This is a genomic window from Pseudomonas rosaeacicularis (genome assembly GCF_057128745.1).
In genome coordinates this window covers 25,922-48,451 of record NZ_JBSKHT010000001.1, presented here as the reverse complement: position 1 = coordinate 48,451, position 22,530 = coordinate 25,922, and the positions used below count along the sequence as shown (strand labels likewise).

General features: G+C 57.7%; 19 protein-coding genes. 11 read left to right on the top strand and 8 right to left on the bottom strand.

What is annotated here, in order from left to right; translation table 11 throughout:
- Positions 1–43: 43 nt before the first annotated feature.
- Positions 44–967, bottom strand: a complete 924-nt coding sequence (locus tag ACWKWM_RS00205; RefSeq protein WP_483844200.1) for a LysR substrate-binding domain-containing protein — start codon at positions 965–967, stop codon at positions 44–46.
- Positions 968–1,250: 283 nt separating this feature from the next.
- On the opposite strand from ACWKWM_RS00205, the gene ACWKWM_RS00200 reads away from it, so the two are divergent.
- From ACWKWM_RS00200 to ACWKWM_RS00190, 3 genes are all read left to right on the top strand, one after another.
- Positions 1,251–2,675 carry an aspartate ammonia-lyase gene (locus ACWKWM_RS00200; protein WP_483844199.1) on the top strand — a complete coding sequence of 475 codons (1,425 nt, stop codon included), beginning with the start codon at positions 1,251–1,253 and terminating at the stop codon, positions 2,673–2,675.
- Between the two features lie 310 nt (positions 2,676–2,985).
- The gene (locus tag ACWKWM_RS00195; protein WP_483844198.1) at positions 2,986–4,440 is read left to right on the top strand and encodes an alanine/glycine:cation symporter family protein; all 1,455 of its coding nucleotides are present in this window, start codon (positions 2,986–2,988) and stop codon (positions 4,438–4,440) included.
- 17 nt (positions 4,441–4,457) lie between these two features.
- Positions 4,458–5,462, top strand: a complete 1,005-nt coding sequence (locus ACWKWM_RS00190; protein WP_483844197.1) for an asparaginase — start codon at positions 4,458–4,460, stop codon at positions 5,460–5,462.
- 15 nt (positions 5,463–5,477) lie between these two features.
- Here the strand turns inward: ACWKWM_RS00190 and ACWKWM_RS00185 are convergent, their stop codons facing one another.
- Together ACWKWM_RS00185 and ACWKWM_RS00180 are read right to left on the bottom strand one after the other, a co-directional pair.
- Positions 5,478–5,783: a helix-turn-helix domain-containing protein gene (locus ACWKWM_RS00185; RefSeq protein WP_483844196.1), complete on the bottom strand. Its 306-nt coding sequence runs from the start codon at positions 5,781–5,783 to the stop codon at positions 5,478–5,480.
- Entirely contained in the window at positions 5,776–6,147 is a 372-nt protein-coding gene (locus tag ACWKWM_RS00180) for a type II toxin-antitoxin system RelE/ParE family toxin (RefSeq protein WP_483844195.1), read from the bottom strand. Before ACWKWM_RS00180 ends, ACWKWM_RS00185 begins: the two co-directional genes overlap by 8 nt.
- 199 nt (positions 6,148–6,346) lie before the next feature.
- Here ACWKWM_RS00180 and ACWKWM_RS00175 point away from each other — a divergent pair, with 199 nt between their 5' ends.
- The 3 genes from ACWKWM_RS00175 (at position 6,347) to ACWKWM_RS00165 (ending at position 9,672) form a co-directional block, all read left to right on the top strand.
- Positions 6,347–7,342, top strand: a complete 996-nt coding sequence (locus ACWKWM_RS00175; RefSeq protein WP_483844194.1) for an AraC family transcriptional regulator — start codon at positions 6,347–6,349, stop codon at positions 7,340–7,342.
- A gap of 171 nt (positions 7,343–7,513) precedes the next feature.
- A complete protein-coding gene (locus ACWKWM_RS00170; protein WP_483844193.1) occupies positions 7,514–8,542 on the top strand; it encodes a histone deacetylase family protein in 1,029 nt (342 codons plus the stop codon).
- 29 nt (positions 8,543–8,571) lie between these two features.
- Positions 8,572–9,672 (top strand): polyamine ABC transporter substrate-binding protein, encoded by a 1,101-nt coding sequence (locus tag ACWKWM_RS00165; RefSeq protein WP_483844192.1) that lies wholly within the window; start codon positions 8,572–8,574, stop codon positions 9,670–9,672.
- A 194-nt stretch (positions 9,673–9,866) separates the two neighbouring features.
- Here ACWKWM_RS00165 and ACWKWM_RS00160 read toward each other — a convergent pair whose 3' ends face one another.
- On the bottom strand, positions 9,867–10,772 hold the full coding sequence (locus ACWKWM_RS00160) for a bestrophin family protein (RefSeq protein WP_483844587.1): 906 nt from the start codon (positions 10,770–10,772) through the stop codon (positions 9,867–9,869).
- Between the two features lie 248 nt (positions 10,773–11,020).
- On the opposite strand from ACWKWM_RS00160, the gene tkt reads away from it, so the two are divergent.
- Positions 11,021–13,102 (top strand): transketolase, encoded by a 2,082-nt coding sequence (gene tkt / locus ACWKWM_RS00155; RefSeq protein WP_483844191.1) that lies wholly within the window; start codon positions 11,021–11,023, stop codon positions 13,100–13,102.
- A 144-nt stretch (positions 13,103–13,246) separates the two neighbouring features.
- Here the strand turns inward: tkt and ACWKWM_RS00150 are convergent, their stop codons facing one another.
- Positions 13,247–14,458, bottom strand: a complete 1,212-nt coding sequence (locus ACWKWM_RS00150) for a YeeE/YedE family protein (protein WP_483844190.1) — start codon at positions 14,456–14,458, stop codon at positions 13,247–13,249.
- A gap of 180 nt (positions 14,459–14,638) precedes the next feature.
- Entirely contained in the window at positions 14,639–16,183 is a 1,545-nt protein-coding gene (gene pdxR, locus ACWKWM_RS00145) for a MocR-like pyridoxine biosynthesis transcription factor PdxR (RefSeq protein ID WP_483844189.1), read from the bottom strand.
- Between the two features lie 89 nt (positions 16,184–16,272).
- Here pdxR and ACWKWM_RS00140 point away from each other — a divergent pair, with 89 nt between their 5' ends.
- Genes ACWKWM_RS00140 through ACWKWM_RS00130 form a run of 3 tightly spaced genes read left to right on the top strand, consistent with a single transcriptional unit; the run spans position 16,273 to position 18,052 of the window.
- Positions 16,273–16,914 carry an FMN-binding negative transcriptional regulator gene (locus ACWKWM_RS00140; protein WP_483844188.1) on the top strand — a complete coding sequence of 214 codons (642 nt, stop codon included), beginning with the start codon at positions 16,273–16,275 and terminating at the stop codon, positions 16,912–16,914.
- Positions 16,907–17,353, top strand: coding sequence for an N-acetyltransferase family protein (locus tag ACWKWM_RS00135; protein ID WP_483844187.1), 447 nt, complete (start codon positions 16,907–16,909; stop codon positions 17,351–17,353). Before ACWKWM_RS00140 ends, ACWKWM_RS00135 begins: the two co-directional genes overlap by 8 nt.
- A gap of 30 nt (positions 17,354–17,383) precedes the next feature.
- Positions 17,384–18,052: a GNAT family N-acetyltransferase gene (locus ACWKWM_RS00130; RefSeq protein WP_483844186.1), complete on the top strand. Its 669-nt coding sequence runs from the start codon at positions 17,384–17,386 to the stop codon at positions 18,050–18,052.
- Positions 18,053–18,173: 121 nt separating this feature from the next.
- On the opposite strand, the gene ACWKWM_RS00125 is transcribed toward ACWKWM_RS00130, so the two are convergent.
- Complete coding sequence (locus ACWKWM_RS00125) at positions 18,174–19,541, bottom strand: hypothetical protein (RefSeq protein ID WP_483844185.1); 1,368 nt, start codon at positions 19,539–19,541, stop codon at positions 18,174–18,176.
- Between the two features lie 493 nt (positions 19,542–20,034).
- Here ACWKWM_RS00125 and ACWKWM_RS00120 point away from each other — a divergent pair, with 493 nt between their 5' ends.
- Entirely contained in the window at positions 20,035–20,658 is a 624-nt protein-coding gene (locus tag ACWKWM_RS00120) for a hypothetical protein (RefSeq protein ID WP_483844184.1), read from the top strand.
- 54 nt (positions 20,659–20,712) lie between these two features.
- Here ACWKWM_RS00120 and oadA read toward each other — a convergent pair whose 3' ends face one another.
- Positions 20,713–22,521: a sodium-extruding oxaloacetate decarboxylase subunit alpha gene (gene oadA, locus ACWKWM_RS00115; protein ID WP_483844183.1), complete on the bottom strand. Its 1,809-nt coding sequence runs from the start codon at positions 22,519–22,521 to the stop codon at positions 20,713–20,715.
- Between the last annotated feature and the right edge of the window lie 9 nt (positions 22,522–22,530).

Here is a 22,530-nt window from a genome sequence, read left to right as displayed (position 1 = left end):
TAGCGCAAAGCGATGCGTTTAAAGCACCCCCGACGACCTTCTGTCAGGAGGCTTTTTCGGCCTCGATTTGCGCCGCGCTTTCAAGCTTGCGCCACAGCAATCGCACGTTCGCTTTACGCACCAGTGCGCAGCGGTAAAGACGAATCTCCAGTGGCACATGCCACTGCGTACCGCCGCAGATCACCAACTCGCCACGAGCAAGCTCCGAAGTGATGCTCAACCTGGGAACCCAAGCTATGCCGAGGCCCTGGAGCGCCATGCCCTTAAGGCTGTCAGCCATCGCGGTTTCATAAACGGTGGTGAAACGAACGCTGCGTTGACGCAACAACAGATTCACCGAGCGCCCCAAAAATGCCCCCGCGCTATAGGCCAGCAACGGCACGCTGTTTTCGCCTTCCAGATCGAATAGCGGGTTGCCGTCCGCGTCCGCGGAGCACACCGGCAGCATTTCGGTCATGCCAAGGTGCAGCGAGGGGAATATCTCGGCGTCCATTTGCAGGGCCGCGTCCGGGTCGTAAAAAGCGAGCATCAGATCACACCCGCCTTCGCGTAGCGCATGGACCGCGTCACCCACGTTGGTGGCGACGAGACGCGTAGCGATGTTCAGCCCCTCGTCGTTGCGCAGTTGGGCGATCCAGCGTGGAAAGAAGCTCAGCGCCAGGGAGTGCGCTGCGGCGATCTGCATGACCTCGCCCTGCCCGCCCTCCAGGTGATGCAGATGGCGCAAGACTTCACCGAGTTGCTCAACCACGGTTCGCGCAGTCACTAAAAACAGCTGGCCTGCCGCCGTCAGCTCGATAGGCGTGCGCGATCGATTGACCAGCGTCAGCCCCAAGGCGGCTTCGAGGCTGCGAATGCGCCGGCTGAATGCAGGCTGGGTGACGAATCGGCGCTCAGCCGCCTGGGAGAAACTGCGCGTGGCGGCCAGCGCACTGAAGTCCTCCAGCCATTTGCTCTCTAAATTCATCGTGTCCTCCTGCGGACGTCGCAATACCTGTAGGAGCCAACTTGTTGGCGATTCAAATGAACGCAGCGGGTCGGGCGCACCGTCTCGCGAATAAATTCGCTCCTACAGAAGCCGACGGCTCACGCAACATCATTCATACGCTCGTCACATTCGGAACGTCACATCAACATTATGCCGTTTAGGCATAGGCCAGCGCTTAACAGCATTGGTCCCATTTTGCCCTCAGGCCTAGTATTCAAGGCGTTCCGGCTTAGTCCGTGCCCTTCTTGAGACTTTCTCTATCATGTCCTGCGCTGCATCATTTCGCACCGAAAAAGACTTGCTTGGCATTCTCGACGTACCCGCTGAGGCCTATTACGGCATCCAGACGCTACGGGCGGTGAACAATTTTCACCTCTCCGGCGTCCCGATCTCTCACTACCCCAAGCTGGTTGTGGCACTGGCCATGGTCAAGCAGGCAGCCGCCGACGCCAACCATGAGCTCGGGCACCTGAACGCCGCCAAACACGCGGCCATCAGTGAAGCGTGCTCACGGCTGGTTCGCGGCGACTTCCACGATCAATTCGTGGTGGACATGATTCAAGGCGGCGCAGGCACTTCGACCAACATGAACGCCAACGAAGTGATCGCCAACATTGCGCTTGAAGCCATGGGCCATGAGAAGGGCGAATACAAATACCTGCACCCCAACAACGACGTGAACATGGCGCAGTCCACCAACGACGCCTACCCGACCGCGATTCGTCTGGGTCTGCTGCTGGGTCATGACGCTCTGCTCGCCAGCCTCGACAGCCTGATCCAGGCGTTTGCCGCCAAAGGTCAGGAATTCAGCCACGTCCTGAAGATGGGCCGCACCCAGCTGCAAGACGCGGTGCCGATGACCTTGGGCCAGGAATTTCGCGCCTTCGCCACCACACTGACCGAAGACCTTAATCGCTTGCGCACCATGGCGCCGGAGCTGCTGACCGAAGTCAACTTGGGCGGTACCGCCATTGGCACCGGCATCAACGCCGATCCGGGCTATCAGCATCTGGCCGTTCAGCGTCTGGCCGCCATCAGCGGTCAACCGTTGGTGCCCGCTGCCGATCTGATCGAAGCCACTTCCGACATGGGCGCGTTCGTGCTGTTCTCCGGCATGCTCAAGCGCACCGCCGTCAAACTGTCGAAGATCTGCAACGACCTGCGCCTGCTGTCCAGCGGCCCGCGCACCGGTATCAATGAAATCAACCTGCCAGCGCGTCAGCCGGGCAGTTCGATCATGCCGGGCAAAGTCAATCCGGTGATCCCGGAAGCCGTGAACATGTGCGCTTTCGAAATCATGGGCAATGATCTGGCGCTGACTATCGCAGCCGAAGGCGGTCAGTTGCAGCTCAACGTGATGGAGCCGCTGATCGCCTACAAGATCTTCGACTCGATCCGCCTGCTGCAGCGCGCCATGGACATGCTGCGCGAGCACTGCATCGTCGGCATCACGGCCAACGAAGCGCGCTGCCGTGAACTAGTCGAGCACTCGATCGGCCTAGTCACTGCACTGAATCCTTACATCGGTTACGAAAACGCCACCCGCATCGCCCGAATTGCCTTGGAAACCGGGCGCGGGGTGCTGGAACTGGTGCGCGAAGAAGGCTTGCTCGACGACGTTATGCTCGCCGACATCCTGCGTCCGGAAAACATGATTGCTCCGCGACTGGTGCCACTCAAGGCTTGATCGCGATACCGCTGCAAACGATCACCAGGTTGAGGGTCTAGACACCCCTCGTCCTTTTGAGGGCCGCAAGCCTCGTGCTTGAGGCCCTTTTTTTTGCCCGGATATCTGGGAAAGACCCATAGCCCGCGTGCGTTCTGTAGGAGCCAACTTGTTAGCGAGCAGCTGTTTTCGCTTCTCAATTGGGCCGGCTCGCGAACAAGTTCTCCTACAGAAAAGTCCGCAGCTATCCGCAGGTCAAGAAATCCGCTTACAGACGCCAACGCCACGCACCGGTATAGTGCGGGCCCTCAAAAACAGCGAGGAATATTCAATGCTTGAAGTCATCAACGACTTCCTCTCGGGAAAGGTACTGATCGTGCTCATCGTCGGGCTCGGTGGGTATTTCACGATCCGCTCGCGTTTCGTTCAATTGCGCCACTTCTTTCACATGTTCGCCGTGTTCCGCGACAGCCTTCGCAGCAGCTCGGGCCAATTGAGCTCGTTTCAGGCGCTGATGTTGAGCCTGGCCGGTCGTGTGGGCGCAGGCAATATCGCCGGTGTCGGCATTGCCGTGACGCTGGGCGGCCCAGGCGCGGTGTTCTGGATGTGGGTCACTGCCCTGGTCGGCATGGCCAGTAGCTTTTTCGAATGCTCCCTCGGCCAGCTGTATAAGCGCTGCGATTCCGATGGCCAATACCGCGGCGGCCCTTCGTACTACATTCAGCACGGTCTCGGTAAGCGCTGGCTGGGCATGGTGATGGCGGTATTGCTGCTGGTGACCTTTGGTTTTGCCTTCAACGGCCTGCAATCCCACGCCGTCACCCACTCGCTCAACGATGCCTTCGGCGTGTCCCCAACCTACGCCGGTATTGCGCTGGCCGCGTTGCTCGGGCTGGTGTTCATCGGCGGGATCAAGCGCATCGCTGCTGTCGCCGACCTGTTGGTACCAGTGAAGACGCTGGTCTATATCGCTGTGACGATCTATGTGATTGCCGTGCAGTTCGAGCATGTCCCGGAAATGCTGCTGACTATCGTCCGAAGCGCCTTTGGCCTGGACCCGGTATTCGGCGGGCTGATCGGCAGCGCCATTGTCATGGGCGTAAAGCGCGGCGTGTTCGCCAACGAAGCAGGCCTGGGCAGTGCGCCCAACGTCGCGGCAGTGGCGCAAGTCGAACACCCTATCGCTCAAGGGGTGGTGCAAGCGTTCAGCGTCTTCCTCGACACCTTCGTCATCTGCACCTGCACGGCGCTCCTGATTTTGCTCTCCGGTTTTTATACGCCGGGTTTTGAAGGGGATGGTATCGCCCTCACCCAAAACTCACTGGCGGCGGTAGTGGGTGACTGGGGCAAACTGTTCATCAGCGTGGCCTTGTCGTTGTTCGTTTTCACCTCGATTCTCTACAACTATTACCTGGGCGAAAACAGCTTGCGCTTCCTGATTGGCGAGAACCGTAAGGCGTTGATCAGCTACCGCGCATTCGTGTTGGCGCTCATCCTGTGGGGTGCGGTTGAGGACCTGGGAACCGTGTTCGCGTTTGCCGATATCACTATGACGCTGCTGGCGTTCGTCAATCTGATCGCGCTGGCCATGCTGTTCAAAATCGGCTTGCGTATCCTCGGTGACTACGACGACCAGCGTAAGGCAGGGATTAAGACCCCAGTGTTCGATTCGAGCAAATTCCCGGATCTGGACCTGGACTTGCAGGCATGGCCCAAGCCCGGCGCCGCGCAGGTTTCTGCCAACGAAGCGACAGCGACAGGCAAACCGGTCGTGGAAGCACGTTAACTAATCAGGGGAAAAACATGAGTCGCGAACAGCTCGCTGCGGCAAAGCAGGTGAAGGTGCTGTACACAGGCGGCACCATCGGCATGCAGGCCAGTGAAAACGGGCTTGCTCCGGCTTCAGGCTTTGAGGCACGGATGGCTGAGCAACTCGCTGCCCTGCCCGACCTGACCGTGCCGCAGTGGTCGTTTCGCGAGATGTCGCCACTGATCGACAGCGCCAACATGACGCCCGAGTATTGGCAGCGATTGCGCGAAGCCGTGGTCGATGCCGTGGACACCGATGGCTGCGATGCCGTGCTGATCCTGCACGGCACCGACACGTTGGCCTACAGCGCCGCCGCCATGAGTTTTCAACTGTTGGGATTGAATGCGCCTGTGGTGTTTACCGGCTCGATGCTACCAGCCGGCGTGCCGGACAGCGATGCGTGGGAAAACGTCAATGGCGCACTGACAGCGCTGGGAGAAGGTCTGGCGTCAGGCGTGCATCTGTTTTTCCATGGCGAGCTGTTGGCGCCCACGCGTTGCGCGAAGATTCGCAGTTTTGGGCGAAGTCCCTTTGCCGCATTGAATCGCTCGCGGGGTGGTGAAGCTGCGTCGCATCTGCCAGCGGCGCTGGATTACCGCCGGCCGAAAAGCCTGTCCAACATTGCTGTCCTGCCACTGTTCCCCGGCATCGGCGCTGCACAGATCGATGCGTTGATCGACAGCGGCGTCCAGGGTTTGGTGCTGGAATGCTTCGGCAGCGGCACAGGTCCCAGCGACAACCCGGGCTTCCTTTCGAGCCTGAAACGCGCCCATCAGCAAGGGATTTGCGTGGTCGCCATCACCCAGTGCCATGAAGGTGGCGTTGAACTTGACGTCTACGAAGCCGGCAGCCGTTTGCGCGAAGCAGGCGTTTTGTCCGGCGGCGGCATGACCCGCGAAGCAGCGTTCGGCAAGCTCCACGCCCTAATTGGCGCAGGGCTTTCACAGGACGAAGTGCGTCGGCTCGTGGAGCTGGATATGTGTGGGGAGTTGCGCTGAGGCGTGACTGCAGAATCAGATGATCGCTTGCAGACCCTTCGTTGCGATCACATTTAAAAGCTTCAGCGCGGGGCCTGCCGGTCTGCTGTCCCCCTGCTCCCATTTACGGATCGTGGAAACGGTCGTGTTCAGATGCAGCGCGAACACAGGCTGACTAAAATTCAGGGCCAGTCTCAAATCCTTTATGTCCATGGCGCTCAATTCCTTGACCGGTGTAGGGCAAACAGCCTCGAATTCGCGCATGGTGACTTTGCCAACTGCACCGATCTGGTGAAGCTCGGCGATGTCCGCCCGTAAGGACTCGATAATTTTGCTAGTCACAAACTACTTCCTCCAACGTACCGGCTTGCAGGGCCAGGTTTAGGTCATCACTCGACAAGCTCAGGAAAACTTTGCCCGCATAGCGCAGTGCTTTTTTCTCTTGCGCCGTGACATTAGCCCAAGCGCTTTTTGCAAATCCAAACAGGAACACATAGCGGCTTCCTAACTTTGCGGAGAGTAACGTGCGATAGCCGCCGCTTTTGCCTCCGCCCGCACGAGCCACTCTTTTCTTGTACAGGCAGCCGCCAAGATCGGCATCGATCAGACCACGCTCCATTTCCTTGATAGCCTCACACAAAACGCTGTCTGAAAACGCCTCACCAGCCTGCCACCTCGCAAAATCCCTTCGCTTCAAAACTCCCATCCTTTAACTCCAGTGATATATACCCGTTACGGGTATGTTTTGTCGATATTTCAAGAGGCAGCCTCCGGCTTGAAAGTTAGCCAACAAACCGCATCCGTTGCAGTTTCAAGCGTTAACAATTGCTACGGCCAAGTCTGATGCAGAGCCCGGCACAACACTTGCTGCCACACCGATCAACGAAAACGATCGGACGCAGACCATGCTCCACTCCCACCTCACCACTCTCAACGCTGTTTCGTTGGTCCTCAGTACGTTTGCGGCAGAGGGTTTGAGCAGCGAGCCGTTGCTGGCTGGGAGCGGGATCACTGAGGCGGACCTGAGCCGACCTGATATCCGCATCACCACCTATCAAGAAATGCAGGTCTGCGCCAATGCCGTGGCGCTGCGCAAGGAAATCGGCTTGCAGCTGGGACGGCGCATGCATGTGTCGTCGTACGGGATTCTTGGTTACGCGTTGCTCACCGCTGCCACTTTCGGTGACGCGTTGAGGCTGGCGCTGGAATACCCGGCGCTGCTCGGTACGCTGTTCGAACTGACATTGATTGAGGACGGCGAGCGCCTCTGGTTCAGCGCCAGCGACTACCGTGACGATGAGGGTTTGCAGGTGTTCAACGCTGAGTTGTGCATCGGCTCGCTAAAGGTCATTTGCGATGATTTGCTCGGTAAGCCGCTGCCATTGCTGGCCGTGCGGTTTGCCCATGGAGCCCCCGATTACCAGTCCAGTTATCAGGCCAGTTTTGCGTGCCCGCTGGTCTTCAATCACGCTGCCGACAACGCGTTCGCCTTCGACCGCAGTTGGCTTGACCAGCCGCTGCCGCTGGCCGATCCAATCACCCACCGTGACATGCGCGAACGCTGCCGACGTCAGAACATCGAGTTCACTGGTCGTCAGGCATGGCTGGGACGCATCCGCCATTTGCTGGCCGCACAGCTGGATCAAACCCCAAGCCTGGGGGCGATTGCTCAAAAAATGAACTGCTCGGAGCGCAGTCTCCGCCGACACCTGCAGGCGACTGGCAGCAGCTATCAACAACTGCTGGACGAGCTACGCTTCGAACGCGCCAAGCAATTGCTGCATGAGGATCGCCTGCCAATTCATCGCATTGCTGAGGCACTGGGCTTCAGCGAAACCGCGAGCTTTCGTCACGCATTCATTCGCTGGAGCGGTATAGCGCCCAGTCAGTTTCGCGGCTAACTCACTGCACTTACCAATTGCCTCTAAACGGGGCATTGCGCGCTATTAAGGGGCGATATACGGCCAATATTGTTGGCCGAATAAGTCCCCATTTGGCCGCTTGCGCCGTTCCCGTGTACCGCCTTTCACGCCAAGAATGGAGCACCAGCCAGGCAAGCGGAGAACAAGAAAATGCTGACGATTTATTCAGACGACCATCACTTGCACCACGGCCGCTGCGAGTTGATCGACGGCCAACTCATGCCGTGCTTTGAGATGCCGTCGCGTGCCGACCATGTCCTGCAACGGGTGAAGGACCGGCAACTGGGCGTGATCGAAGCCCCTCAGGACTTTGGGCTCGCGCCCATCCAGAAAATCCATACAGCCGCTTATCTCGACTTTTTCAAAGGCGCCTGGGACCGATGGGCCGAGACAGAAACCGAGGGTGATCTGCTGCCCTTCACCTGGCCTGCGCGCACGTTGCGTCATGTCCTGCCGAAAAGTCTGCACGGCCAGCTCGGTTACTACAGCTTCGACGGCGGCGCACCGATTACAGCGGGTACTTGGCAAGCGGCCTACAGCGCAGCACAAGTGGCGCTGACCGCGCAGGCAGCGATTCAAAACGGCGCCCGCAGCGCCTTTGCCCTTTGCCGTCCACCCGGCCATCACGCCGCTAGCGATTTGATGGGGGGTTATTGCTACCTCAACAACGCCGCCATTGCCGCTCAGGCATTCATCGATCAGGGCCAGAAAAAGGTCGCGATCCTCGACGTCGATTACCACCACGGCAATGGCACGCAGTCGATTTTCTATGAGCGCAGTGACGTGTTGTTCGCTTCGATTCATGGCGATCCTGAGGCCGAGTTTCCGTTTTTCCTCGGGTACGCCGATGAGCTGGGCGAAGACGCGGGGGAAGGTTTTAATTTCAACTATCCGCTCGCGGCCGGCATTGGCTGGGATCAGTGGTGCGCTGCGCTGGAGCAGGCGTGCGCAGAGGTCGAGCGTTATGACGCGGATGTGATCGTGGTGTCGCTGGGCGTCGATACGTTCAAGGACGACCCGATTTCGCAGTTCAAGCTCGACAGTCCTGATTACCTGCGCATGGGCCAGCGCATTGCCCGGTTGGGTAAACCGACGCTGTTTGTGATGGAAGGCGGCTATGCCGTCGAGGAAATCGGCGTCAATGCCGTGAACGTGCTGGAAGGTTTTGAAAACGCCTGACCCCTCCGAATCCGAGAAGAGAGAACACGATGAACCGACTCAAGCGTCTCATTGCTCCAGCACTCTGCGCGGCGTTGTCCGCTGGCGCCGCTCAGGCCGACGAGGCCCGAACCCTGCGCGTCTACAACTGGTTCGACTACATCACGCCCAAGACGCTTGAAGACTTCAAAAAGGAGACCAAGGTCAATCTGATCTACGACATCTTCGACACCAACGAAGCGCTTGAGGCCAAGCTGCTGACCGGCAATTCCGGCTACGACGTGGTGGTGCCCTCCAACGTTTTCCTCGCCAAACAGATCGAAGCCGGCGTGTTTCAACCGCTGGACAAGAGCAAGCTGCCGAACTACTCGCACCTTGATCCCAAGCTGATGAAGTTGCTGGAGGCCAACGATCCCGGCAACAAGTACGCCGTGCCTTATATGTACGGCACTATTTTGATCGGTTACAACCCGGCCAAGGTCAAGGCAGCGCTGGGTGACAACGCTCCTGTAGACAGTTGGGATCTGATTTTCAAGGAAGAGAACATCAGCAAGCTCAAGCAGTGTGGCGTAACGCTGCTGGATTCGCCTTCGGAGATTCTGCCGTTGGCCTTACAGCACTTAGGGCTGGATCCGAACAGTAAAAACCCAGCGGACTATACGAAGGCCGAAGCGCTGCTGATGAAGATTCGTCCGTACATCACCTATTTCCACTCATCCAAGTACATGGCTGACATCGCCAATGGCGATATTTGTGTGGCGGTTGGGTATTCGGGCAGCTTCTCGCAGGCCGCGAACCGCGCCAAGGAAGCCAAGAACGGCGTGGTAGTGGATATGCGTTTGCCCAAGGAAGGCGCGCCGATCTGGTTCGATATGCTGGCGATTCCGAAGGGTGCCAAGGATTCCGAGGACGCTCACACGTTCATCAATTACCTGCTGCAGCCCAAAGTCATCGCCCCGATCAGTGATTTTGTGGGTTATCCGAACCCGAACAAGGACGCCACGGAGTTGGTTGATCCAGCAATCCGCAATAACCCCAACCTGTACCCGACCGAAGAAGCCATGAAGACCCTCTACACCCTGACGCCGCTGCCGCGGGATGCAGAACGGGCGCGGACTCGGGTGTGGACAAAAATCAAATCGGGGACTTAGGCGCAATCTGTAGGAGCGCGCTTGCCCGCTATATTAGGGTGCCAGACAACATGGATGTGTCTGTTGTGACGCAATCGCGAGCAAGCTCGCTCCCACGATTGATCTCTGTGCCCACAGGTCTTGAGCCATAAGCAAAAACCTGTGGGAGGGAGCTTGCTCGCAATGGGCTTCAATCGGCCCACCTCAGACCCTGCTTATGCCGCCCCAACCAGATCGCGCTCGTCCCGCTCCTGCGTCGCATCGCGCAACATCGAATTCAGGTTCCCAGCGATGTTCTCGCACAGCGCCTTCATCTGAATCTCATGCTCGGACGCTTTGAACGGGCTCTGCAAATCGGTGCCGATCTTCTCGATCGCCAGCAACATGAAGCCGACAACAGTGGAGGCCAACGGCGTGAACCAGCCCAAGGTTTCAACCAGACCTATAGGCACGATGATGCAGAACAAGGTGATGAACAGACGAGGAAAGGTCACGTAGGGATAAGGCAGCGGCGTATTGGCAATCCGCTCCATGCCGCCCTGGCAGTTGGATATCTCGACCAGCGTGGCTTCAAGTCGCTCCAGACGAATGCTGTCCAGACGCCCAGCTTTGTATTCCTTGGCGATGATCGCAGCCGAGGTGTTGAGCAAATCGTTGGGGAAGTTGTTGGTGCGCGTGCGCCGGTCGTATTCAGCACGCGGGATCATCGCCGTCACATCCTCGTTGCAATGGCCACCCTTCAAGTGAGCCGACAGGCACTCAACGTAGGCCACATGCCGACGCAGTAATACAGCCTTGACGGGATTGAGCTCGTCTTCGTCGTCAATCAGCGTCAACACTTGGCGTGCATAGCTGCGGGAGTTGTTTACTAGCGCGCCCCATAGCGTGCGCGCTTCCCACCAGCGATTGTAAGCGCTGGAGTTACGAAAGCTCGTGAGTACGACCAGCGCTGAGCCAAGCAAAGTTAGCGGCATGGAGGGCAAGGTGATCTTGCGTTCCAGGTAAAGCATGAAGTCTACGGTGACAACCACGTCCCATATCAGCAGCCAGAACAGCGACCAACCGATGTAGGTAAACGTCCTGATCATGGCGCGGTATTTCTTGACGATGAATTGCTGCAAAGGCCACCCCATTGTTAAAACCTAATCAATAACGGACAGATGCCCGATACGCCTGAATTTGAATACATTGCGGGCAGATGGTTCGCGGTCCAAGGCTTTCATCGACGAGCTGCTGAATCGTTTAGCCGCCCCAGAGCCGCCGCGCTATCGGCCCGGACCGCCGGGGCATTATTCATGGAACAAACCCGCCCTCCTCATGCTCAACTCTTGTCTGGATGTTTCAGCAACACGTCACGAGGAGAAAGTTAATGGGCACGTCTTCAACGTCTCGCTCCATCGAACCACATACCGACCGCGACCAACTGACCATCAATACCATCCGCACCCTGGCTATGGATGCCGTGCAGAAGGCCAACTCCGGCCATCCCGGCACACCCATGGCGCTGGCGCCCGTCGGCTACACGGTATGGAAAGATTTCCTGCGCTATCACCCTGAGCACCCGGACTGGCCGAACCGCGACCGTTTCGTCTTGTCGGTTGGCCACGCCTCAATGCTGCTGTACTCGCTGCTGCACCTGGCAGGCGTCGTCGAAATCGACGAACACGGCAAGCCGTCCGGCAAACCCGCCGTGAGCCTTGAGGACATCAAGCAGTTCCGCCAGATGGACTCCAAAACCCCCGGTCACCCTGAATACCGCATGACCACCGGCGTCGAAACCACCACTGGCCCACTGGGTCAGGGTTGCGCCAACAGTGTGGGCATGGCGATGGCCGAGCGCTGGCTGGGCGAGCACTTCAACCGTCCTGGCGCGACACTGTTCGACTACAGCGTTTACGTGCTGTGCGGGGATGGCGACATGATGGAAGGCGTGACTGCCGAGGCCGCCTCGCTGGCAGGCCACCTCAAGCTGTCGAACTTGTGCTGGATCTACGACAACAACACCATCAGCATCGAAGGCCACACCGAACTCGCTTACAGTGACGACGTGCAAACGCGCTTCGAAGGCTATGGCTGGAACACTGTCCATGTCGCTGACGCCAATGACGCTCAGGCGCTGGCAAAGGCGTTGAACGTATTCAAGCAAACCGACAGCGCGCCGACATTGATCGTGGTCGACAGCGTGATCGGCTTCGGCTCGCCCAACAAGCACAACACCTCTGCCGCCCACGGCGAACCGCTGGGGGCTGATGAAATCAAGCTGACTAAAAAAGCTTACGGCTGGGACGAGAACTCAAGCTTTCTGGTGCCTGAAGAAGCCAAACACGTCTTGCGCGACGCACTGCTCAGCCACAACGGCGCTGACTTTGACGCCTGGCAGCAAACCCTCGCCAGTTTCGAGAAGAATGAGCCGGACCTCGCCGATCAACTCAAACGCATGCGCGCAGGGGAGATGCCGGACGGCTGGCAGGACAAGCTGGAAGTCTTCGAAACCGACGCCAAAGGCATTGCATCGCGGGCCTCCGGCGGCAAAGTGCTCAACGCGTTTGCAGCGACGATCCCTTGGGTGATCGGCGGCTCGGCAGACCTTTCGCCCTCCACTAAAACCAACCTGACGTTCGATGGCGCTGGCAGTTTTGAAGCGGGCAACTACAGCGGCCGTAACCTGCACTTCGGGGTTCGCGAACATGCGATGGGTTCGATTGCCAATGGTTTGGCGCTGTCCTACATCCGCCCCTACACCTCGACGTTCCTGGTGTTCAGCGATTACATGAAGCCGCCGATTCGTCTGGCGTCGATCATGGAATTGCCGGTGGTATTCGTCTTTACCCATGACTCCATCGGCGTTGGGGAAGACGGTCCGACGCATCAGCCTATCGAGCAATTGACGCAATTGCGCTCTACACCGGGCTTGATCACGTTGCGGCCGGGTGATGCCAACGAAACGACCCAAGCGTGGAAAATTGCCCTCGCGCAGACGAATCGTCCGTCCTGCATCGTGCTGTCACGTCAGCCTCTGCCCACGCTGGATCGCAGCAAATATGCCAGTGCCGAAGGTGTCGCCAAAGGCGCCTACGTGCTGGCCGATTCGGGCAAAGGTGAGCCGGACGTGATTCTGATCGCGACGGGTAGCGAAGTCGGCATGACGGTTGCCGCCTACGAGCAGCTCGCCGCCGAAGGTGTATCGGCGCGTGTAGTTTCGATGCCCAGTTGGGAACTGTTCGAAGACCAGGACAAGGCCTATCGCGACAGCGTCTTCCCGCCCAGCGTCAAAGGCCGTGTCGTCGTCGAGCAAGCCGGACCAATGGGCTGGGATCGCTACGTGGGCCAGACCGGCGCGAAGATCGTGATGAACACCTTCGGGGCTTCGGCGCCGATTGAAAAGCTGCAGGCCAAGTTTGGGTTTACGGTGGAGAACATCGTCAAATTGGCGAAAGAGCAGATCGCCTGAGGCCATCTGTAGGAGCCAACTTGTTGGCGAAGCGGACAAGCGGTGTGTCAGCCGTAACGTCTCGCGAACAAGTTCGCTCCTACAGGGATCTGCTTCCCTGTAGGAGCGCGCTTGCCCGCGAGGGCGATATCAAGGGCAGCGTGATCAGCAGCCGGTCAATGCTACCGGCTGCCGCTCACCGGCGAAAAAGAATGGACGCATCCGCACACCGGCGACATTGCCGATGTACGCGGAGACCAGCCAAAGCCAGCCATGCAAGCTGCCAGACGCGATACCGCTGAAATACGCGCCGATGTTGCAGCCATAGGCCAGGCGAGAGCCGTAACCCAGCAACAGCCCGCCGATCACCGCTGCCACGATAGAGCGCGCCGGAATCTTCAGGCTCGGAGCGAAACGTCCTGCCAGTCCCGCCGCCAGCAACGCACCCAGCATTATCCCGATGTCCATGACCGTGGTGATGTCTTCCCACACCGGTGCAGCCAGTGCTTTCGCATTCGCCGGCATCTGCCAGAACACCCAACTGCCTACGTCCACTCCCAAGCTGCTCGCCACCTTGGCGCCCCACAGGGCAAATGCCGATGTGATCCCCCATGGGCGACCAGCCAATGCCAGGGTCGCGTAGTTCAGCAATGCCAACGCAATCGCGCCCCACACCAACGGCCACGGGCCCCGCAGGAAACGGCGAAGGCCAATGTGATCACTGGACACCGGGGCCTCAAGTTCGCCGTGGCGATGCTTTTCTAGCTTGACGGTGACGAACACGATTAGGGCAAACACCGCCAGACTGGCGATCAGCGCCGGCAGTACACCGAAGCTTTTGACGATGGAGGTGGCAGGAAAGGACGGCAGCGAGAACCACCAATCGACGTGGTGCGTGGCAATCAGTGAGCCGATGATGAAAAACAATAAAGTAATCAGCATTCGCGCATTACCGCCGCCCACGGTGAACAAAGTTCCCGAAGCGCAACCACCGCCCAATTGCATGCCAATGCCGAAGATGAACGCGCCAAACACCACCGAAACCCCGGCCGGAGCAACCAGACCGGTGACTGGAGAGCCAAATAAGGTTCCTGCGCCCAATGCCGGGAAGAACAACACAACTGCCACCGCCAGCATCACCATCTGCGCTCGCAGACCTGCGCCGCGACGCTCCCTGATGAACACGCGCCAGGCCGAGGTAAAACCAAACGCGGCGTGATACAGCGTCAGGCCCAGCGCCGCGCCCACTATTAACAGCAGAACCTGCTTGCCGCCCACGCTGGCCTGCAGAAACACAGCGCCAATCAGCAGCAGAATAAAGGCGAGCAATGGCGCGCCAAACTTGCGCTCCGGCGCGACGGAAAGGGGAAGGCTCATGGGAGTCTCTCGAAAAAGTTTGCGATGGACGCGAGTATACGCGGGTAGAGCGGGCGGTTTGACGCCTCATCTGCACCGACCTGTAGGAGCGAATTTATTCGCGAGAGGGAGCCGGCATGATCAATATCTGGCTCCCATAACGCCGCCTCGCGAATAAATTCGCTCCTACAGGAGCTAGCTTCAGGTCCAGACTTTTCGCAACCGTTCCAGCGCTGATGCGATATCCGCCTCGGGAACGGCCGCAAATCCCAGCACCAACCCCGCCCGCTCATCCATTGGCGTCGACGATTCAGGCAGCCAATACTCGCTCAATGGATTGATCTCAACCCCGACGCTCTCGGCCAAGGCAACCAGCGATTGCTCGCGGGCGATGCTGTCGACGTTTAAGGCTACGTGCAGCCCTGCCATGGGTTTGGGCATCGGACCGCAGCCAGGAATGTCATGCGGCCATCCCGCCAACAACGCATTGCGCCGATTCAAAGCCGCTCGGCGCATACGCCGGATATGCCGCTGGAAATGCCCAGCGGCTATGAACTCAGCCATCACCGCTTGGGTGCCGATTTCCGAATGGCGCATATCTACTGCCCGACGCTGACTGAAGGGTTCCACCAAATTGAGCGGCAGCACGAGATATCCCAGACGCAATGCCGGAAACGCCACCTTGCCGAAGGTGCCGACGTACAACACGCGTCCGTGCTGATCAAGCGCGGCCAAGGGTGCCAGCGGTGCGCCGCTGTATCGATATTCGCCGTCGTAGTCGTCCTCGACGATCCAGCCGCCGGTTCGCTCGGCCCATGCCAATAATTGCAGGCGGCGCGCCAGGCTCATGGTGACGCCAGTTGGGTATTGGTGGGACGGCGTGACGTAAGCCAGCTTGCTGGAACTTCTGTCCAGTTCGTCGCTGCACATCCCCTCGCCATCCACCGCAATGCCGTGCAGCATCGCCCCGGCAATCGCGAACGCATGACCTGCTGCCCGGTAGCCTGGATTTTCCACAGCCACGCCGTCGCCGACGTCCAACAGCAGCTGTGCACAAAGGGTTATCGCCTGCTGTGCCCCGCTGGTGATCACAATTTGCGCAGCATCACAGTGCAAGTCCCGCGACGTCCTAAGGTACGCAGCAATCAGCTCGCGCAAACGCCAATCGCCCGCAGCATCGCCATAGCCGAGTTGCCGCATGTCAGGCTTTCGCCAGAAAGCCGCGTGCAGCTTGCCCCAAACCGCGAATGGAAACAGATCGAAGGCCGGAACACCCACTCGAAACGCCCGTGGCAGACCGATTTTTCCGGGGCTCAAATGATGCCGTACGAGCAATTCAAGCGCAGTGGTGTGGATAACTTTACTGGACGAATCATCAGTGCATTTTGACTGTTTTGTGGATAAAGCTGTGGGTAAGCCTGTTGGTAACCCTGTGGATGGTTTTGTGGATAGTTTTTTGGGCCGGTGAGTTTTATCGGGAAGTTGAGCGACATAAGTCCCGTCACCGATACGGCCCTCGATAAATCCTTCGGCATAGAGTTGGTCGTAAGCGCGCATGACGCTGTTGCGCGAAATCGCTAGTGCAGATGCCAGATCTCGAGTCGCAGGGAGACGGGTTCCGCTACTCAAGCCGCCGTCCAGAATTCGCTGACGAAGCCCTTGATACAACTGACGGCTCAGGCCGTGACGGCGGTCAAGTTGAATCCCCGCGAAATCAAAGGTGAGCGACGGCGTGGGTGGCGACATTCGAATGGCCCTACTGAATTGATCATTAATGGCTCTTACAACAGGCCATTAGGCTGCCTAGGATTAGCTCAGTCGCCAAGGAAAATCTTATGTACACACCGTCCTATTTCAAAGACGCCGATTTGAACAGCTTGCATGCGCAGATCAATGGAGCACGGCTGGCCGTGTTGGTCACGTCCAGCGAGTCCGGCTTGCAGGCCAGTCATCTACCGCTGCTCTTTAATCCAAACGAGGGCGAGCACGGAACGCTGTACGGCCATTTCGCTAAAGCGAATGCGCAGTGGAAAGACCTGCAGAGCGGCGCCGAGGTGTTGGTGATTTTCTCCGGCGGCGATGCCTACGTGAGCCCCTCGTTTTATCCGGCCAAAGCTGAGCACGGCAAAGTGGTGCCAACCTGGAACTATCTGGCGATCCACGCCTACGGCCACGCCGAGGTTTTCACCGAACCGCAGCGCTTGCTTGAGTTAGTCAGCGCTCTGACCGACAGACACGAGTCAGGCCGCGCGAGCCCTTGGGCGGTGGCGGATGCACCCGCGGACTACATTGAAAAGATGCTCGGCGCCATCGTCGGTTTTGCCCTGCCTATCGAGCGACTGGAAGGCAAACGCAAACTCAACCAGAACCGGAGCGCCGAAGATATTGCCGGTGTTACCGCCGGGCTTGCGGCCAGCGCTGATGTAAAAGATCAGGAAATCGCTCAGCAGATGAGCCAAGGAGAACCTCGTGTCTGATGCGCAAATCAAACCCGTTACCCCGCCTGACCAGGCGCAATGGTTGCCGCTGTGGCAGGCGTACTTAAAGTTCTACAAAACCGAGCTAGCGGACAGCGTCAGCCAGAGCACCTGGCAACGTTTGCTGGATGCCAACGAGCCGACTAACGCGGCGCTTGCTTGGAAAGACGGTAAAGCGGTGGGCCTGGTGCATTTCATTTATCACCGCTCCAACTGGAGCATCCGCAATGCGTGCTACCTGCAGGACTTGATTGTCGCGCCCGAGCAGCGCGGCACCGGGGTCGGACGCTTGCTGATCGAACACGTCTACGCCACGGCCAAACAGGACGGCTGCGACAAGGTCCACTGGCTGACTCACGAAACCAATGCCACGGCGATTCAGTTGTACGAACGCATCGCTGAGCGACCCGGTTATATCCAGTTCCGCAAACTGATTTAAGCCCAACTTCAATCTTTGGAATGCCCCGACATGTCGAACCTTGAACACTGGCAAGCCGCAAAACTGCCGGAAGCCCGCACGCTGGAAGGACGTTTCATTCGCCTGGAAAAACTCGACCTCGCACGCCATGGCGACGGTTTATGGGCAGCGCTCCAAGGCCCAGGTTCAGACCCCAAGCTGTGGGATTATTTGCCCTATGGCCCGTTTACCGAGCGCAGTGCTTTCAATGATTTCCTCTCGGGCATGCAAGCGGGCAGCGATCCGTGGTTTTACACCGTGATCGATCAAGAGACGGGCGCCATCGACGGCTACTTGAGCCTGATGTCGATCGTCCCGGCCCATGGGCGCATAGAAATCGGCCATGTGACATTCGGCGCGTCCATGCAGCGCACACCGAAAAGCACTGAGGCGGTCTATCTGCTGGCCAAGGAATCCTTCGCGCTGGGCAACCGTCGTCTGGAGTGGAAATGCAACGGCGACAACGCCCGCTCCAAGCGCGCTGCCGAACGTTTCGGCTTCACCTACGAAGGCATGTTCCGCCAGCATATGGTGGTCAAAGGACAGAACCGTAATACGGCGTGGTACTCGATCATCGACAGCGAATGGCCTGCGCTGCAAAGCGCTTTTGAGGCATGGCTCGATCCTGAAAACCAGCCGGCGGGTGTGCAAATCAAAAGCCTGGAGCAGTTTTATAAATAACTTCGGCGTGGCTAAAAACAATAGGCATCAGCTGGAATACCGGATGTCCCTTTTATAAAAGGGACGTCCGGTAAGATCACCGGAGCATTACTGCAAGAATGTGCTCCATGCGCCACTATCTCTAGACATCCAAAAAGGCCATGACCACGGCGTACTCACCCTTACCGACTACACCAGTCACCAAAATACGATTAGGTAACCCTCCTGCACGACGTTGGACAACAAGGGCTTTCAACTCCACTTCCGGGGCGGAAAGTATCCAGCCTTTCCCCGCACCGAAACGCGCATCGAGCACACCGGAGGGCAAGTAGCGTGCAATCACGAAGTTGCCTGCTTCAGGCTCGTCAATGTGACCAAGCGCCAGGATGCCTCCATCACTTGAGGCGGCGTCTAGCCACAATACTTTTTTTGAGGGCGGCAGACCCGGCAGATCCGCATACAGCAATTCGCCTTGGTTAAAACTTTGATCAACGGCCCCGTCCAGCGTAAAGGCGGCCATGACGCCCTGCTCCCTAACATTCTCCCCAGCATTACCCGTCAACAACAAGGTAGACCCGTGGCGCACAAAGGCTTTGATCTGACCCAGACCACTGATTTCGCCAAGCGCCGGCGTCAAAACAAAGCCGTCCGTCTCGGTGCTGTCACCAAAGGTTGTATCCAACTTTCCGTTCAAATCGTAGCGACTCAAGTAACCTCTGGCGGGTGCACCGGTGTACTGGATATGGCCCGCAACAATAATCTGCCCATCAATTATAAGGTGACCTGCAACCCGCGTTAGCAATACAGATGTCCCAGCCAGATAACGGATATAAATATGGCCTTCTTTTTGGAATGAATCGTCGCTTGCTCCGCTGGCGTTTAGCCGCCCAAGCACGGCATAGGGAAGGTAATGACCCGAATCCATAGATCGGGCTGGTCCCATCCAGGTATAGATAATCCTGTTTTTTTCCACCGAAGATAAGACGCAAGCCACGGGGTCTGAGATATCGTCAGAAACTGCTCTAAGGCCAATGGGCTTCTGATCTACGGGATGTCGAATATATAGCGATGTATGCCCCTGACTCCCGAATGATGGATCAAGCACACCGGCTTGATCAAAGCACGCGATGCCGCCCATAAAAACAGTCGCCGCCGCGCCGTTCGATAACTTGGCGCCTGATGTTCCGGATAGTAATATTCTATTATCCTGAGTAATGGTTACCGAGTTGGCGCGGGCATCTTCTTTTTTTATAAAACTTCCGATCGTTACACCTTTATCTCCAAAGGTCGGATCTTGCTCACCGTCAGCGTTTAGACGAATAATCGCATACTGTTCGGCCAAATGTGTCTTAAAGGTTCCCGCCAGCAATATTCGACCATCGCTATCTACGATAGCTTTTTTTGCGTTACTGACGACACCGCCGCTTTTTGTTAAACGCACCGTTCCAGCGACGCCAAAACTTGAATCTACTTCCCCGGACAGCGGATTAGCATTTAATTGATTGGCCATGTTACTAAAGCTCCTGACTGTTAACTCCTTATTGCAAATAACCTGGTCCGACATCATCAAAGGCAGCCATCCCGTGGCCAGTTGCAATTCCAGGTTCAAATGTATGCGCGAATATCAGGTCCGTATACTGTCAACTTTGACAGTTGACGGCGCTGCGCTGACAGAGGAGATTATTCCGCGCAAAAAAATTGTAAGCCCTCCCCGGCGGGATCTTGAGGATGGTGAGTCCAGAAAGTAACTGTCCTTGGACCCTACAGAGTTTCGCCAAAGGTATTGGGTTTGATGGCCACGACCGTGCCGGCATTACCGTTCGTTACCAGCGATTCACCACGTAGCTCGGGCGGTATCGGGACATGGGCTAGGGAACCTCTTACAATCAGCAACACACCCCGGCAATCATTTGCTGGCGCTCTGGACAAGCCACGCTAGTGTTAAGCAGATAACTAAAGCGCTTCATATCGAAGCGTCTTCACAACTAACAAGGATGTTAGACATGAGTAACACCATCGAAACTATTAGCCATTCCACATCGGTAGACGTCTCCGCCGTGCAAGAAAATCCATGGCGTGTTCCTCAGCCTGTGTTATCGGCAGGCAAATACGGCAGCGTGATCATTGATCGCGGCCAACTCAAAAAATCAGTCGTCGCCAGCAGCAACTACCATCTTTTTTCCGAAACCGGCACCGGCGCCCAATCAGTGGTCATCGTCGGGACAGCGCTTCAGGTGTTCGATTTCCTCCTCCGCCATGAGACACAGGGCATCGAAAACCGAATTGCGTCGCTGCCCGATATTTATATGGGTATTTCGCCCTTCAAACCAAAAGATCGGTTTGCCGGCGTGTTCGGGATTGGCGATACGTTGGTTAGCGTCGTGAGCTATTTCGCAGGGCTCGTACCAACACCAGACTGGGTCGCTCTTGCGAACATTCCGTCCACGTTGTCTGGCATGAAAGCATCGATAACAAAGCTCAGTGAAACAGAGAAAGCCAAAGGGCAAGTGCTGTATGTGAAGTTCAGCTACTTACCGGAAGATAAAATGCAGAAGATAGGCACGCGCAAACTGAGCTTTAAAGAAATCCTGTACATCATTCAGAAAAATTACAAACAGCCCAAATAAAAAAAGGGGAGCACCTGCTCCCCCGAGGTTTAAACAGTGTGAGTCGAAGTGCTCTTAACCTTCGATCTCAACCAATATTTCGCCGGGATTCACGCGGTCGCCCTTGGCCACGTGAATCGCCGTGACCTTGCCAGCCACCGCCGCCTGAACTTCGGTCTCCATCTTCATAGCCTCGGTGATCAACACCGCCTGACCGGCCTTGACCGTGTCGCCTTCCTTGACCAACACATCGACAATGTTGCCCGGCATGGTGGTGCTGACATGGCCCGGCTTGCTGGCCTGCGGACGCTTGCCAATCCCGCCGCTGACGAATTCATTGAGGGGCTCGAACACTACTTCTTCCGGCATGCCATCAATCGACAAATAAAAGTGACGCTTGCCCTCGGCCTTTACGCCAACACCGGTGATGTCGACGCGGTAGCTTTCGCCGTGCACATCGATCACGAACTCGGTCGGGACGCCCTCGCCGCCCACCTTGCCCACCGCGCCTGGCTCGGGAATCGGCAGCAGCTCTTCAGGTTTCAGCGTGCCCGCCGCGCGCTCTTCAAGAAACTTGCGCCCTATATCCGGAAACATGGCGTAGGTCAGCACGTCTTCCTCGGACTTGGCCAACGCGCCGATTTCGCCACGCAGCTTGGTCATTTCCGGCTTGAGCAGGTCAGCCGGACGCACGTCGATGATCTCTTCGTTGCCGATCGCCTGACGGCGCAGTTTCTCGTCAACCGCGCCCGGCGCTTTGCCATAACCGCCAGTGAGGTAAAGCTTCACTTCATTGGTGATGGTTTTGTAGCGCTCGCCTGCCAGAACGTTGAAGAACGCCTGGGTGCCGACGATTTGCGACGTAGGCGTAACAAGCGGCGGATAGCCCAAGTCTTTGCGCACTCGCGGGATTTCGGCCAGCACTTCTCCCATGCGGTTCAGCGCGCCCTGCTCTTTTAGCTGGTTGGCGAGGTTAGAAATCATCCCGCCCGGCACTTGGTTGACCTGCACGCGCGTATCGACAGCGGTAAATTCGCTCTCAAACTGGTGATATTTCTTACGTACAGCGTAGAAGTACAGGCCGATTTCCTGCAGCAGCTCGAGGTTCAGGCCGGTATCGAATTCGCTTCCCTTGAGCGCCGCGACCATGGATTCGGTACCGGGATGGCTGGTGCCCCAAGCGAAGCTGGAGATCGCGGTATCGATGTGATCGGCGCCATTCTCAATAGCCTTGAGTTGGCACATCGCAGCCAGGCCAGCGGTGTCATGGGAGTGGATAAACACCGGCAACGATTGCTCGGATTTCAGCGCCTTGACCAGCTCGCCGGTTGCGTAAGGGGTCAGTAGACCTGCCATGTCTTTGATGGCTACCGAGTCGCACCCCATCGCTTCCATCTGCTTGGCCTGGGCCACGAAGGCCCCGATGGTATGCACGGGGCTGGTGGTGTAGGCGATGGTGCCCTGAGCATGCTTACCCGAAGCCTTCACCGCTTCAATGGCGACGCGCAGGTTACGCACATCGTTCATGGCGTCGAAGATGCGGAACACGTCGATGCCGTTGACCGCAGCTTTGGCGACAAACGCCTTGACCACGTCATCGCTGTAATGGCGATAACCCAGCAAATTTTGCCCACGCAGCAGCATTTGCAGCCGGGTGTTGGGCAGCGCCGCACGCAGCTGGCGCAAACGCTCCCACGGGTCTTCTTTCAGAAAGCGTACGCACGCATCGAATGTCGCACCGCCCCAGCATTCCAGCGACCAATAGCCGACCTTATCGAGCTTGTCGCAGATCGGCAGCATGTCCTCGGTGCGCATGCGGGTGGCCAGTAACGATTGGTGAGCGTCGCGCAGGATGGTGTCGGTGACGAAGATCTTTTTAGTCATTTGTGTGTT

Bases quoted from the DNA above. Each gene is read 5' to 3' on its own strand.
- ACWKWM_RS00125 (WP_483844185.1), bottom strand. From the start codon at position 19,541: ATGGCCAATCAATTAAATGCTAATCCGCTGTCCGGGGAAGTAGATTCA.
- ACWKWM_RS00165 (WP_483844192.1), top strand. From the start codon at position 8,572: ATGAACCGACTCAAGCGTCTCATTGCTCCAGCACTCTGCGCGGCGTTG.
- ACWKWM_RS00195 (WP_483844198.1), top strand. From the start codon at position 2,986: ATGCTTGAAGTCATCAACGACTTCCTCTCGGGAAAGGTACTGATCGTG.
- oadA (WP_483844183.1), bottom strand. From the start codon at position 22,521: ATGACTAAAAAGATCTTCGTCACCGACACCATCCTGCGCGACGCTCAC.
- ACWKWM_RS00150 (WP_483844190.1), bottom strand. From the start codon at position 14,458: ATGAGCCTTCCCCTTTCCGTCGCGCCGGAGCGCAAGTTTGGCGCGCCA.
- ACWKWM_RS00170 (WP_483844193.1), top strand. From the start codon at position 7,514: ATGCTGACGATTTATTCAGACGACCATCACTTGCACCACGGCCGCTGC.
- ACWKWM_RS00190 (WP_483844197.1), top strand. From the start codon at position 4,458: ATGAGTCGCGAACAGCTCGCTGCGGCAAAGCAGGTGAAGGTGCTGTAC.
- tkt (WP_483844191.1), top strand. From the start codon at position 11,021: ATGGGCACGTCTTCAACGTCTCGCTCCATCGAACCACATACCGACCGC.
- ACWKWM_RS00180 (WP_483844195.1), bottom strand. From the start codon at position 6,147: ATGGGAGTTTTGAAGCGAAGGGATTTTGCGAGGTGGCAGGCTGGTGAG.
- ACWKWM_RS00205 (WP_483844200.1), bottom strand. From the start codon at position 967: ATGAATTTAGAGAGCAAATGGCTGGAGGACTTCAGTGCGCTGGCCGCC.
- ACWKWM_RS00140 (WP_483844188.1), top strand. From the start codon at position 16,273: ATGTACACACCGTCCTATTTCAAAGACGCCGATTTGAACAGCTTGCAT.
- ACWKWM_RS00175 (WP_483844194.1), top strand. From the start codon at position 6,347: ATGCTCCACTCCCACCTCACCACTCTCAACGCTGTTTCGTTGGTCCTC.
- ACWKWM_RS00120 (WP_483844184.1), top strand. From the start codon at position 20,035: ATGAGTAACACCATCGAAACTATTAGCCATTCCACATCGGTAGACGTC.
- ACWKWM_RS00200 (WP_483844199.1), top strand. From the start codon at position 1,251: ATGTCCTGCGCTGCATCATTTCGCACCGAAAAAGACTTGCTTGGCATT.
- pdxR (WP_483844189.1), bottom strand. From the start codon at position 16,183: ATGTCGCCACCCACGCCGTCGCTCACCTTTGATTTCGCGGGGATTCAA.
- ACWKWM_RS00130 (WP_483844186.1), top strand. From the start codon at position 17,384: ATGTCGAACCTTGAACACTGGCAAGCCGCAAAACTGCCGGAAGCCCGC.